The sequence below is a fragment of the Rhizobium sp. BK313 genome (assembly GCF_014193655.1).
In the GTDB taxonomy this organism is placed as follows: domain Bacteria; phylum Pseudomonadota; class Alphaproteobacteria; order Rhizobiales; family Rhizobiaceae; genus Rhizobium.
Genome location: NZ_JACHZQ010000008.1, coordinates 372752 through 385737, shown reverse-complemented (window position 1 = coordinate 385737; position 12986 = coordinate 372752). Strand labels below are relative to the sequence as shown.

Sequence of the window (12986 nt, the reverse complement as noted above, 5' to 3'; positions counted from 1 at the left end):
CTCCTTTAACGGCGCCGCTCCTGCGCTGCCAGCCATGATTATGCGCTTGGACCGGATAGGATGGCGCCGCTGTCAGACGCCTGGAAGGGAAAAATAGCATTGCTTATTGATGGCGGCGGTGTTTCGGCGTGTGAAGATTTCGCCTTGCACTTTAAGGATGGCGACCGTGGCCCTGTTCTTAAAGAGCCGTCTTTCGGGTCGACAGGCCAGCCTGGCATTGTAGTCTCGATAGGCCCCTGATGCTGTCCTCGAAGATTGAGGAGCGAAATGGACGCAGACAAATGGCTTTTACGCGTCAAAATAACGGTTTACCGGTTTGGAGTCTAAATGAGTCGCCGCCGGTTCGAATCTGATCAGGAGCGAACCGTCTCCACTGATGAAGATATGCTGAACCAGCGGAAATGGGAAAAACTTACGGCCGACAATGCACCTTTCCGTGTCGTATCAGCAGATGGTTTGGCGTCCGCACCTATCGATCATTTTGACGCGTTGCTACTGGCGCAGGCCACTTCGGAGTGAAGAAAAGTTGCCTTTATAGTCGGCAACGCGCTCGGCCTGAGCTGCGACCCATATTTGCAGGTCGGCGACATGGCATTGCATGAGCGCATGATTGCTTTGGTTGAGGAGGGTGCGCTTATCGCAGATGGCGATCCATCGAAAATGAGGATTTGCCGAGTCCGGCTGCCAAGCTAACATTGCAGGGCAATCAGCAAATGCCATTTAGTCGCAATCCTTGCAAACTGAGTCCCAACATTTGTGTCAATGTGCGAGCGAGACAGCGCTTACGGCTCATTGTGTAGTTCGCCACATAGGTCTGGCAAAAAACCTGAAAAACCAACTGTCCAGGAATGCGTCCAGGCCTGTCCATGTTTGCGCAGAGCCAGGGCTCGATCCTTCGTGAAGTGATCAAACTGCTCGTCGTTCGATAGCCTGCGGGTGTCCTCGCGCCATGCCATCGCAGCGCCTCTACAAGCGCACATTGCCTATCCAAAGTCCAAGGGTTGTGCTATTTATATTAGAACTCGCTAAGGTGAAGCCATGCGCCAGTTGCTTGCATCGGCTGTGTTCATTTTCGCGGCGACAATGACGGCCGCGGGGGAACCCTTGTTCGATGCCGTTGCGGCTGGAGATAGCACAGCCGTCGAGCAGGCCTTGGCCTCGGGTATAAGTGTGGACAGCCGGACCCGCGATCAGGCAACACCTCTCATGAACGCCGCGCTCGCGGAGCAACTCGGCATAGCCGAATTGCTGATCGGCAAAGGTGCCGACGTCATGGCGCGTAACTCGGGTGGCTTTACGCCGCTTCATGCTGCCGCCTTTTCCGGCAGCTTGCCGATCAGCAAACTGCTGCTCGCCCACGGCGCGACGCTCGATGACGCGGCCAATAAAGCGGGTGTGACGCCGCTGATGGTCGCCGGTGAGGAAAATCACGTCGCTCTCGCCACGTTTCTGCTCGCTGAGGGGGCCGACGTCGGTCATGCGGAGGCTCACGGCTACACGCCGATCACGCGGGCGTTCTGGAAAGGCAACACCGACATCGTCCGGCTGTTCAAGCGGCATGGCGCGACCTGCCCTCCGGCGAGCCTCCTTGGCAAGGAAGATTACGCGAAGTGCATGGAAATCCACGATTGAACAGGAGGCACAGATGGATGTAGGGACCAGAAGCGGTGTACGAGCGATTGGTCGCTCTGTGGCGGTGATCAGTTTGGCTGTAGCAGCGGCTGTCGGCGGATCGTCGGCCTTTGCCGACGACTCGGTAAACACCGGGTACTTCGGCGGCGTGGCGATCATGGGATACGACACGGTCGCCTATTTCACCGAAGGCAAAGCGGTGAAAGGCTCCGAGAAATTCTCCTACGAATGGCTGGGGACGCCCTGGCATTTCGCCAATGCAGAACACCGCGAAATGTTCATGAGTGAGCCGCTGAAATACGCGCCTCAGTATGGCGGCTACTGCGCGGGCGAGGTGACCCACGGGTCTGTCACGGTCAACATCGATCCAGAAGCGTTCAAGATTGTTGATGGCAAGCTTTACCTCATCTACGACAAGGGACATGCGGAGGGGTTCGCCGCCCACGCGGTGGACGCCGTGGCTCAGGCGGATGGCAAGTGGCCGAGGGTCGCAGCCGATCTCGAACTGGATCAGTATCACTGACCGCAGAACGCATCTATTTGACGGGCGAAAAATAGAAGACCTTGGTCGAGTTCACGTAGGTATAGCCGGTTTCGTCGGGCGAGTTTGCGCGTCTGTAGACCGGGCCGCAATCGGCTCGACCAAATGCATTTTCACTCTGCTCGCAGAGCAGGTCGCCATTGACGGAAACCGTCTCCGTCATCATCTGTGTTGCCGAGCGGGTTGCTGCCTTGCCATCGAGGCCGATTTGCATGAGCGCCGGGCTTTGCGAGGGCTCGGTCTTGCCCCGCAGGAGCTTTCCCATGACGGTGGTTGCGATCTCGTCGCCGTTCAACCGATCCCGTTCGTCTCCCTTGAAACCGAACGGCCATTCCGGCAGGCCGGCCTCGCGCAGCGCATCGAGGATAAACGATAAATCCTGCTTGCGGAAATGGGCATTGCCAAGCCGCCAGCCCGCCAGACAATCGCGCCCGGTCTGAAGGCGGACTCCCTCTGCGACAGCGGCACGGGCGTCATCGAGGCGACCGGCACGGACATAGGCCAGGGCGAGGGGAGTGACGAATTCGCCGTTCCCTGGAGAACCGTCGCGAGCGCGTTCGAAATTGTCGAGCGCCTTCGTGTAATCGCGTTGCAGATAGAAAACCAGGCCGGCAGTGTACCGGTCGATAGCCGATAGGTTCGGGTCGTACCTCAGCGCCGTCTCGACGGCCGCAACGGCTTCGGCATGATTGCCCGAGATCAACTGGACGTATGCGAGCGCCATATAGGCTTCGGCGTCGGTGGGGCCGAGCGACACTGCCTGCTGCGCCGAGGCGATCGCCGGCTCGTAGCGGCGGTCGACGACCTGAATGACGGCAAGAACGGCGTACGGCGACGAAAGATCGGGGTCGAGGGCCAAGGCGCGACTTGCCTTGTCGTAGGCCCGTTTTCGCGCCAACGCGCTCTGGAGAACGTCGTCGTAGGCGCTTCGCCACACATAGGCGGTAGCACGCGCGTCGGCCGCGAAGGCCTCCGCAAAACCGGGGTCGAGCGCCTCCGCCTTGTCAAAGAGCGCCAGTGCCTCCAGCAACCGGGAACGGCGGCCGGTGCGCGCTGCCTGCTCGGCACGCAGGTAGTAGTCGTATGCTTCGAGATTGGCGGTCGGCGGACGGGCAAGCCGCTCAGTCTCGGACCGCGTCAGCTCCAGGCCCAGCGCTTCGGCGATCTGCCTGCTCATCTCGTCCTGCACGGCAAACACATCCGCCCCGCGGTCAAATCGGTTGGCCCACAGATGGTCGCCGCTTGCCACATCGATCAGTTGCGCATTGACGCGGATTTGATCGCCGGTCCGTTGCACACTGCCCTCGACGACAAAGCGCGCACCGAGATCGCGTTTGATGTCCGCCAAAACGTGGGGCTTGCCTTTGTAGGCAAACACCGAATTCTGGGAGATGACGTCAAGGTCAGAAAGCCTGGCGAGATCGGTGATCAGGTTGTCGGTGATGCCATCGGTGAAATAGTCCTGGCCGGGATCGCCACTCAAATTTGTGAACGGCAGCACCGCGATCGATGGACGTTGCGGCGCAAACGGCCATTGCCACACGAAGACAATCGCCGCGGTCGCGATCAGCAGCGCTGCGAGCGTTGCAAGGATCAGCCGCCGCCTGGGCGGGCGGGTAGGGGCGGCGACGACCTTGCCTGCCTGAGAGGGGTCTAACAGAACGCGATAGACGCGAACAGGATCGGCTAGGTTCTTCAGCCGCTGCTCACCGAGAGATGAAAAGCCGACGTCGGCCTTGTGCACCGCATGGTCGAAAGCGGTGCCGGATATGCAAATTCCGCCGGGCTGAGCAATACCCTCCAGGCGCGCAGCTATGTTGACGCCGTCGCCGTAGATGTCTTCGCCTTCGACAATGATGTCGCCGAGATTGACGCCGATGCGAAACTGAATTCTCTTTTCCTCGGAGGTGTTCTGGTCGTAGCAGGCCATCTTCCGTTGGATGATCGCGGCACATTGGACCGCGTCCACGACGCTCGCGAACTCGACAAGGGCACCATCGCCCATGAGCTTGATGATGCGGCCGTGGAATTCCGCGATGGCGGGATCGACCAAGTTCCTGCGACATGCCTTCAACCGCTCCAGTGTGCCGCTCTCATCCTCTCCCATGAGGCGGCTGTAGCCGACCACATCGGCGGAAAGTATAGCGGTGAGACGCCTCTCCATGTCTCTGGCCATCCTTTCGATGTCGTAAGCGAGCCGGATATCTTATCACGTCGAAGGCGCGCAGGCACCGCAGCCTCAGTTTTCGTGAAGTTCTAACAACGCTTTCGTGGCTGTACCCTCAGCCGAAAGCCCTTCAGTAAGGCGATCGGGGACAACGCGAAGTTGCCGCTGCGGCTGCTGACGATCTAAGTACGGCAGCTCCGACCAGCACGTGCAAAAAGTCAAAAACATCTTGCCAACCCGGAGCCGTCCACACATGGCGCATTCGAGACGGACGAAGGGACCGATTTTGCCCCTTGCGGGCTGTTTTCCACCTGACCCATGCGGCACTCGCGCCGGCTCGGCCCATGTGGGGTTCGGTCAGGTCGTCATCGGGGGAAAGGTCGTCGAGATGACCTGCTACGATCACTATCTCCATCACAAGTACTTCGAGTGCAATCACACGGAAAGCATGATCCGGTTGGAAAAGTGGTTCGGCTCATTCCACGACGGCTCCAAGGAATTGGAAACACGGATGAACGAGCATTTCCCGGCACGTGCCGGCAGGCAGATGGTCACGCGAAACAGCGCCTAACAGCGGGGGGCCCGGGGGCGTGTATTGCTCCCGAAGGACCGCCGGGTTGCCTTGCAATCCGGCCATCGCCTACAGATGGCGCGAAAGCCACCGTTCGGGCGGCGCTGCGCTCAGGTGATCGCACCCACCTGCCACGGAACGAATTCGTTGTCCCCGTAGTCATACAGCTCGCTGACGGTCTTTTTCCCGGAAGCCGTGGCAATAACGTGTTCAAATATCTTTGAGCCCGCTTCCTCGATCGTTTCCGCCCCGGTCGCGATACCGCCAGTGTCGATATCCATGTCTTCGCGCATGTGTTCGTACATTTCGGTATTCGTGGCGATCTTGATAGTGGGGGCCGGCTTCCAGCCCGAAACAGAACCACGTCCCGTCGTGAAGCAGACAACATTGCAGCCGCCGGCAACCTGACCCGTTACGGCCACCGGATCGTAGCCTGGGGTATCCATGAAGACGAAACCGTTTGCGGCGATGATTTCCCCGTACTCGTAAACCGCCTTCAAGGGCATGGACCCGCCTTTGGCCACAGCTCCGAGGGACTTCTCGAGGATCGTGGTGAGACCACCCTGCTTGTTGCCGTAGCTCGGGTTGTTGTTCAGTTCGGCACCGTTGCGCTCGGTATAATCGCGCCACCAGGCGATGCGATCCAGCAGCTTCTGGGCGACTTCGGGGCGGACCGCGCGCCGCGTCAATAGATGCTCGGCTCCGTAGATTTCGGGTGTTTCGGCCAGACAGGTCGTTCCGCCGTTCTGCACTATGAGATCGGAGGCGTACCCCAGCGCGGGATTAGCGGTAACGCCGGAATATCCGTCCGACCCACCGCATTCGAGGGCGACCTTCAGGCCGGAAAGAGGCTGCTCAGTCCGGACAGCTGAATTGACCGACGGAAGCATCTCCTTGATCATGCCGCAGGCAGCGTCGATCGTTTTCCTGGTGCCGCCCATCCCCTGGATGGTCAGCGTACGGAAGCGTTCGCCCTCCTCCAATTTGTAGTGCTCGAGTATCGGCTGGATTTGGTTGGTTTCACATCCTAGCCCAACCATGATGACCCCCCCGAAATTCGGATGGCGAGCATAGCCCTGGATGACGCGGGTGAGATACAAATACCCTTCGGTCTTGGTGCTAACCGCGCATCCAAGTCCGTGGGTCAAGGCAACGACGCCGTCGACATTGCCGAAGCCCTCGAGACCCCCCATCCTGTTGAAATGGTCGGCGACGTAGCGCGACACCGTGGCCGAACAGTTTACCGTCGTCAGCACCCCGATGAAATTCCGCGTTCCGACGCCGCCGGCCCCGCGATCGTATCCCATGAACGTCCGCCGCTCGGCCGGATCGACCATGCCGACTTCGTCTATCTCCGTCGAAAAATGATGCTGGGCGTGGCTCTCCACCATGGCGAGATTGTGCAGGTGAACATGGCTGCCTGGCTGGATGTCCTGTGTCGCTACTCCGATCACCTGTCCGAACTTCCGTAGCTCCGCCCCTTTTGAAATAGGCCGCAACGCAATCTTGTGGCCGCGCGGGATCAGCTGACTGGCGACGACGTCATAAACGCCGGCGGATTCATTTGTGGCGATGCGTCGCCTTGCGACTGCAACATCATCGGCTGGATTTAGAAGGATTGCGGCGGACTGGGCATCGGAGGCCATGCGAAGGTTCTTTCCTCATATTGAATGTACCCACCGAACCCATGAAAGAAATCGTTGTCAATCATTGTTTGCTTCGGCGGTTGTAGGTGACGCGGCAGGCTCCTGAATTCGGATCGGCTTAGGTCCGTGCGACTTGATCCGGGGAGAAAAAGATTGTCCCCTCGGGAACCGCTAAGGGCGTTTGAGCACTTTGAAGGCAAGAAATTGCGTCTTCTGGTCCTTCGAGAAATTGTTGTCTGCGACGAAGACTAGCAGATCGCTGCCATCCGAGCCCTTGGCGAAAGTCATGCCCTCGATATTATCAGGCGTAAGCCCAATTGCCCGCATGTCGAGCACTTGGGCTTTTCGCACTGGCACGATAGACTTATCGCTGCTCGCGAGGGAGCCTATCGCAGAAATGTCGGTCGCGCCGTCAGTGTCGATCATGTAAACTTTCGCAAAATTGCCATAGCCCGGCGAAGCGCCTCGCTCGATTACAAGCATCCTGTGCTCATCGAGAGCCAGCATTTCCGAAACCCCATTATCGTTCCAACCCGTGCCCGCAGTCGGCGGCTGGGGAATTGGGGCAACTGTGTAAGCATATTCCGCCTTAGGCTTTCCGTTTGCGGTGTCATATCGGATTATGCGAGCAAGTGATCCATGCGTCAGATCTGCAATCGGGCCATCCTGCTCAAGCGCAGATTCTGTCCCCACGATGAGATCTCCGCTCGGAAGGAACGTCAAAGACTCAAAAGCAAGGTTGTCGCGAATGCCCGTGGACTTGTCTGCGGTCGGAGCAAATCCTTCGGGCAGCTCGAATTCCCGCTTGAAGGAGCCGTCTGGTCCAGTGACCCGCACGAAGGGCGGCAGCAATTGCTTCGCGTCACCTTCGCTTGACCAGTAAATGCCGTCCTTTCCGAGGCGGATTGCCTCCGGATCAACGGCCCGCTTTGCGAAGGCCTGCCCATTCTTGTCCTTGAAGATAACGGTCTTCAGTACCTTGACGTCACTGATGCCGGCGGCGGTCGCATCAATTGACAGCTCATAATAGCGAGCAGGAGCCTTTTCGGACCGGTCGTCGGAAATCGCGATGTAGTGATTGGAGGCGGGATCGAAATCTAGTCCCGATATTCCGCCGAATTCGATGCCATCGAATTGCGTACCAGTCGGAATCACGAATTCCCCGGCGAACTGAAGACTGATCGCCGCTTTACAGTCGCCAAACGGACAGGGCGTCGTGACGGTAACGTCCGTGTCGGCGGCGTAAGCAACTCCAGCAAGCACGGAAACGAGAGCTGCTGTTGATAGCAGGAATTTAATCATCGTAACACTTGGGGCTAATGTGATCGTTGCACGATCGGTTCTTGGAAATAGGAGACCTCTTTTGTCCTGATCGTCCCGATTGATTGACTACAGAGGGCATGCGATTTTCACGCATCCCACAGTTGTCTAAGATATATAGATCAACTAACGCGCGAGATCGGAGCAATCGTAATAGCTTCAAACGCTTCGTTTATCTCCTATTGGAATGCCGTTTCGAAGAAGCTGCGCAGCTTGCGTGAATGCAGCGTTTCCGGCGGCATCGCGGCCAGCTTCTGGATGGCGCGGATGCCGATCTGCAGATGCTGGTTCACCTGCGTCCGGTAGAAGGCGGTCGCCATGCCCGGCAGTTTCAGCTCGCCGTGCAGCGGCTTGTCCGAAACGCAGAGCAGTGTGCCGTAGGGGACGCGGAAGCGGAAACCGTTGGCGGCAATGGTCGCCGACTCCATGTCCAGCGCCACGGCGCGGGCCTGCGACAGGCGCTTGACCGGGCCTGCCTGATCGCGCAGTTCCCAGTTGCGGTTGTCGATCGTTCCGACCGTGCCGGTGCGCATGATGCGCTTCAGCTCGAAACCTTCGTAGCCGGTAATCTCGGCAACCGCCGCTTCCAGCGCCACCTGCACTTCGGCGAGCGCCGGGATCGGCACCCAGACCGGCAGGTCGTCGTCGAGGACGTGATCCTCGCGCATATAGGCATGCGCCAGCACATAGTCGCCGAGCCGCTGGCTGTTGCGCAGGCCGGCGCAGTGACCGAGCATCAGCCAGGCGTGCGGGCGCAGCACCGCGACGTGGTCTGTGATCGTCTTGGCGTTGGACGGGCCGACGCCGATATTGATCATGGTGATGCCGGCGTGGCCCTTCTTTTTCAGATGGTAGGCCGGCATTTGCGGCAGCCGCGGCGGGCTGGCGCCGGCCTCCGGCTGGCTGGAACCGGCCGGCGTGATGATATTGCCCGGCTCGACAAAGGCGGTGTAGCCGTCACCACCGCCCTTGGCCATCAGATCACGCGCCCAGTTGCAGAATTCGTCGATGTAGAACTGATAGTTCGTGAAAAGTACGAAGTTCTGGAAATGCGACGCGCTGGTTGCGGTGTAGTGTGCCAGGCGGGCAAGCGAGTAGTCGATGCGTTGCGCGGTAAACGGCGCGAGCGGCGAGGGCTGGCCCGGCGGCGGAATATATTCGCCATTGGCGATCTCATCGTCGGTGGTGTTCAGGTCCGGGGTATCGAAGAGATCGCGCAGCGGAATGTCGTCGAAAGCGGCAGCGGAAGCTTCCACATGTGCACCTTCGCCAAAGGCGAAGTGCAGCGGGATCGGCGTCGTCGACTCCGACACGATGACCGGAACATTGTGGCTGCGCATCAGCAGCGCGAGCTGTTCCTTGAGATAGTGGCGGAAGAGCACCGGTCGGGTGATGGTCGTCGTATAGATGCCGGGCGCCGTCACATGGCCATAGGAGAGGCGGGAATCGACATGGCTGAAGCTGGTCGTCTCGATGCTGACCTGGGGATAAAAGGCGCGGTAGCGCGCCGTGATCGGCACACCCTTGGCGAGCTTGCCGAAACTGTCGATTAGGAAAGCGGTGTTGCGCTCATAAAGTTCTGTGATTGCGTCAAGGGCTTTTGCGGGGTCGTCGAAGCTTTGCGGCGCCACCGTTGACGGCGTGTCAGTCGCGGAGATCATTGCGCGGCCACAGCTTTCAGGAACATGTCGCGGAATCGGGCTTTGTCGAGGTCCAGCACGACACTGATCTTGCCTGCTCCCTCGGGAGCGCTCTTGTCGCCATATGTGATGAACTGTCCGCGCTCGGGACCGTCGCTGGTGTCAACGTCGGCAAAGACATCGGCGCTCCGTGTCGCGAGCGTCGGATCGATCGCAATCGCGGTCGTTATCTCGTCCCACATCGGCAGGTCTTTCCATGCATTTTTCGTGAGATATTCCGTCAGCGCGGGGGAGCCGGTTTTGATGTCGTTGATCAAGCCGTCATCGACGACGACATCGCTGGTCACAAGGCCCGTCGCCACGATGGAGGGAAAGCCAGCGGTGAGGACAATATGCGCCGCTTCAGGATCGAAGATTGAATTGAAAGCATCTTGGGAGACCGCTTTTCCGGATACGGGATCGAAATTCGCCTTTGGTGCGCCAGTCAGATAAAGGCGCTTCACCAACGACGCGAATTGAGGATCGGTTCGCACCGCGAGCGCGATATTGGTTGCGGGCCCCGCAGAAATGATGCTGACTTCATGCGGATACTTGTGGACCTGTTCAATAAGAAAGGCGACGGCGAACGTCCCCTGAGGCTTGATGGTCGGATTCGCCTCCGCGAGTTGCGGCACCGCGGATGGATCAAAACCCGGTTTCGTACCATCGGTCTCCGGCTTGTTCCACGCGCCTTTCCAACTCAATGCTCCATAGCGCGCTTCCCAGTTCGCAAGCCTGGCAGGAGTGTTCACAAGCGGCATCAGCGCCCCCTGATAGACCGGAATCTCCGAATGGCCGGCGATTTCCAGAAATCTCAGCGCTTGCGCGACCCCCTTGTTCATCCACTCATCGCCGGTTACCCCGGTGAGGCCAAGGAGTTGCGCATCCGGATTGTGCATGAAGAACAGGATCGGCTGCAGATCCGACCCTCCGGGACCGGCGAAATCCTGATCAAGAATGAATTTGGCCTGCTCGGCCCTCGCGGCTCCGCCACCGGCCAAGCCCAGGCAAAGCGCCACAACAAAGCCCGCCGTTCGAAATTTTGAACTGCTCATTCTGATTCCCCTTTGATTCAACGATGTAGCGAATGGGAACAACATCGAAATCGTTCAGTCTTCCCGATTCTTGCTTGGTTTTGGCGATGATAGCGGTGATTGGGGGATTGTCACGACCGCGAAAATCTGAACTTCTGTCCAAGTTCTTGAACGCGGAGGCATGCTTGCAGATCGACGACATTCGCGCCTTTGAGCGCATCGCCGCGTGCGGAACCCTCTCGGAAGTCTCTAGGCGATATGGCAATGCAAAGAGCTCACTGAGCCATCAGTTGCGTCGGCTGGAAACGGAGCTGGGTACGACGCTATTCGAACGCAAAGGAAGCCAGCTTGTGCTGACAGAGGCAGGAGAAACCTTCCTGGAACACGCCAGAGACATCGCCCGGGCTTGTGAGCGGGCGGAAGACGCTGCCAGAAGCCAGCGTGGCGGCGCCGTAAAATTGAGGATCGGCACGACCGATGAGCTCGGCACAAACCTGATGGCTCCGATGTGCCTTAGCTATATGAGACGCAACAGAGATATTTCGCTTGACCTCCTAGTGCTGAACAAGGTGGACCTCTTCCATCGCGATGCCGAACTCGACTGCATCCTTTTCGCAGGCCCGCCGCCGGAAGAAGAAGCAAAGAATATGATCCAGAGGCGCATCGCCCGCTATGTCAGCCGGATGTACGCGGCGCCAGATCATCTTGCAGCCTACGGGACGCCGCACACCCTCGATGATCTTCGACATCACCCTCTCATCGAGAACAGGGGTGCTGGCGGATCTCCCGTCTGGTCGATTTCGAACGACCGCGAGAGAGCTGTCATCCGACCCGAAGGCCCTGTCGCGTCAAATGATAACTGGGTCGCTAAACTCAGCGCAATCCAGGCGGTGGGAGTCGGCTTTTTTCCTGACTGGTTTACCGTAGACGAGGTTCGCGCCGGGCTGTTGGTTCCGGTAATGCCCGAATGGCACTCGGATGTCGTATCCATCAGTGTACTCTACCACACTCATCGCTTTTCCAACCCGCATATCCGAGCTTTGGCAGACTTTCTTGCCGGTCGTTTCCAGGGCTTTTACCACTTTCCCTACCGCGAAAATGATCTTGAGCTTTTCGGTATCCAACCGAGCTGACCGGCACACAGCTAATTCCAAGCTACAGCGATCTCGAACAAGGTGTCGTCGTCGAGTGGGACAAGCTCGGCAAATGGGCCGAGCAATTTGACGCGCCCCTCAACCGCATTAATGACGAAGAGATGAGCCAGTTCCGCGAGACATAGAGCTCGAAAGGAATGACCCGCGAGACAGCTAATTTTGGTCAGACCCCCGAAGCATCATATCGGAGTCCCGATAGGGATAGTGGTAAAAACCGTTGAACCTCTCCAGCACGAAAGCAATCAGGGAATTGATGTGCGGATTCCGGTGTCGATGTGAATGTCTGAGGGCCATGAGCGGTCGCGGATCTGTCACCCAGTCATTCAGTACGGGTTGCAGTGTCCCCGTTCGGATTTCGTAATCGACGAAAAAGTCCGAAAACAAACCAATGCCGCGATCGCGGACTGCGCTCATTTTTACAATCCAGTTGTCGTTCGACGACAGATAGCCTTCCGGCCTTATAATTACGCGACGGGCTCCGTTGGAAAGCGACCAACGTTTTGCGCCGGTTTCGCCATTGTTCAAAATGAGATCATGCGCTTCAAGGTCCTCGGGAGTTTGAGGCGAGCCGTGGCGCTCGATATATCCTGGAGACGCGTACAGGCGGCTAACATATTTTCCGAATCGGCGCGCTGTCATGTTCTTCGCCTCCTCTTCAGGAGGGTCGCCACCGTATATGATACAGTCCAGATCTGAGTCAGGATGAAAGAGTTCGCTGACCCTCATGATCCGGAGATCAAGGTTCATTTCGGGGTTGTCCCGGCAAAAGTCCAGAACGAGTGGTCCGACAAGGGTTGTACCGAGTTCATCGGGCGCCCCAATCTTGAGATGGACGGCCTTCGACGAACGTTGTTCCAGAATGGCGTCTTCCGCGAGTTCACACGAGCGCGTGACGTTTTTCGCATGCGCAGCGAGCACTTTACCGGCATCGCTGAGTAGCAGCCGGTTTCCGGAGCGCTGAAAAAGATCTACGCCGAGATAGCTCTCCAGCCTGCGAAGGCTATGGCTGAGGCTCGCTTTCGGAAGTGCGTGTCTTCGGGCGGCTTCGGAGATCGATTCACAATCGACAATTTTCGTAAAGGCACGAAGGTCTTCGAGTTTCATCTCACACCGTTCAAGATCTTAGACGACAGTCTGAGTATCGCGCTCCTGACGAGGGTGTCAACATTTGCTAAGTATTGAATGTCAGACGATCTAATCAAATACCAGCGACAAAAGAGAGCGGGCTGACCAAAAAATGGA

At 58.2% G+C, this 12986-nt stretch carries 13 protein-coding genes; 6 read left to right on the top strand and 7 right to left on the bottom strand.

What is annotated here, in order from left to right:
• Nucleotides 1–60: 60 nt before the first annotated feature.
• On the top strand, nt 61–240 hold the full coding sequence (locus FHT86_RS38295) for a S41 family peptidase (RefSeq protein WP_246779753.1): 180 nt from the start codon (nt 61–63) through the stop codon (nt 238–240).
• A gap of 87 nt (nt 241–327) precedes the next feature.
• Entirely contained in the window at nt 328–519 is a 192-nt protein-coding gene (locus FHT86_RS38995) for a DUF3658 domain-containing protein (protein WP_133710668.1), read from the top strand.
• Here FHT86_RS38995 and FHT86_RS32265 read toward each other — a convergent pair.
• On the bottom strand, nt 493–720 hold the full coding sequence (locus tag FHT86_RS32265; RefSeq protein ID WP_133710669.1) for a hypothetical protein: 228 nt from the start codon (nt 718–720) through the stop codon (nt 493–495). The genes FHT86_RS38995 and FHT86_RS32265 overlap by 27 nt on opposite strands.
• A gap of 318 nt (nt 721–1038) precedes the next feature.
• On the opposite strand from FHT86_RS32265, the gene FHT86_RS32260 reads away from it, so the two are divergent.
• The gene (locus tag FHT86_RS32260; RefSeq protein ID WP_133710670.1) at nt 1039–1632 is read left to right on the top strand and encodes an ankyrin repeat domain-containing protein; all 594 of its coding nucleotides are present in this window, start codon (nt 1039–1041) and stop codon (nt 1630–1632) included.
• Between the two features lie 13 nt (nt 1633–1645).
• On the top strand, nt 1646–2155 hold the full coding sequence (locus FHT86_RS32255; protein ID WP_133710671.1) for a YHS domain-containing (seleno)protein: 510 nt from the start codon (nt 1646–1648) through the stop codon (nt 2153–2155).
• Nucleotides 2156–2168: 13 nt separating this feature from the next.
• Here the strand turns inward: FHT86_RS32255 and FHT86_RS32250 are convergent, their stop codons facing one another.
• On the bottom strand, nt 2169–4337 hold the full coding sequence (locus FHT86_RS32250; protein WP_133710672.1) for an adenylate/guanylate cyclase domain-containing protein: 2169 nt from the start codon (nt 4335–4337) through the stop codon (nt 2169–2171).
• 256 nt (nt 4338–4593) lie between these two features.
• On the opposite strand from FHT86_RS32250, the gene FHT86_RS32245 reads away from it, so the two are divergent.
• Nucleotides 4594–4911: a hypothetical protein gene (locus FHT86_RS32245; RefSeq protein ID WP_133710673.1), complete on the top strand. Its 318-nt coding sequence runs from the start codon at nt 4594–4596 to the stop codon at nt 4909–4911.
• A 110-nt stretch (nt 4912–5021) separates the two neighbouring features.
• Here FHT86_RS32245 and FHT86_RS32240 read toward each other — a convergent pair whose 3' ends face one another.
• The 4 genes from FHT86_RS32240 to FHT86_RS32225 all read right to left on the bottom strand — a co-directional run bounded on the left by FHT86_RS32240 (nt 5022) and on the right by FHT86_RS32225 (nt 10611).
• A complete protein-coding gene (locus FHT86_RS32240; RefSeq protein WP_133710674.1) occupies nt 5022–6557 on the bottom strand; it encodes a UxaA family hydrolase in 1536 nt (511 codons plus the stop codon).
• A 171-nt stretch (nt 6558–6728) separates the two neighbouring features.
• Nucleotides 6729–7859: an esterase-like activity of phytase family protein gene (locus tag FHT86_RS32235; RefSeq protein ID WP_133710675.1), complete on the bottom strand. Its 1131-nt coding sequence runs from the start codon at nt 7857–7859 to the stop codon at nt 6729–6731.
• Between the two features lie 197 nt (nt 7860–8056).
• Nucleotides 8057–9538, bottom strand: coding sequence for an AMP nucleosidase (locus tag FHT86_RS32230; protein ID WP_133710676.1), 1482 nt, complete (start codon nt 9536–9538; stop codon nt 8057–8059).
• Nucleotides 9535–10611, bottom strand: a complete 1077-nt coding sequence (locus FHT86_RS32225; RefSeq protein ID WP_166656960.1) for a nucleoside hydrolase — start codon at nt 10609–10611, stop codon at nt 9535–9537. The genes FHT86_RS32230 and FHT86_RS32225 overlap by 4 nt, the downstream gene beginning before the upstream one ends.
• A 164-nt stretch (nt 10612–10775) precedes the next feature.
• Between FHT86_RS32225 and FHT86_RS32220 the strand changes: the two genes are divergently transcribed.
• Nucleotides 10776–11723 carry a LysR family transcriptional regulator gene (locus tag FHT86_RS32220; protein ID WP_166656961.1) on the top strand — a complete coding sequence of 316 codons (948 nt, stop codon included), beginning with the start codon at nt 10776–10778 and terminating at the stop codon, nt 11721–11723.
• Between the two features lie 174 nt (nt 11724–11897).
• On the opposite strand, the gene FHT86_RS32215 is transcribed toward FHT86_RS32220, so the two are convergent.
• Entirely contained in the window at nt 11898–12848 is a 951-nt protein-coding gene (locus FHT86_RS32215; RefSeq protein ID WP_133710679.1) for a LysR family transcriptional regulator, read from the bottom strand.
• Between the last annotated feature and the right edge of the window lie 138 nt (nt 12849–12986).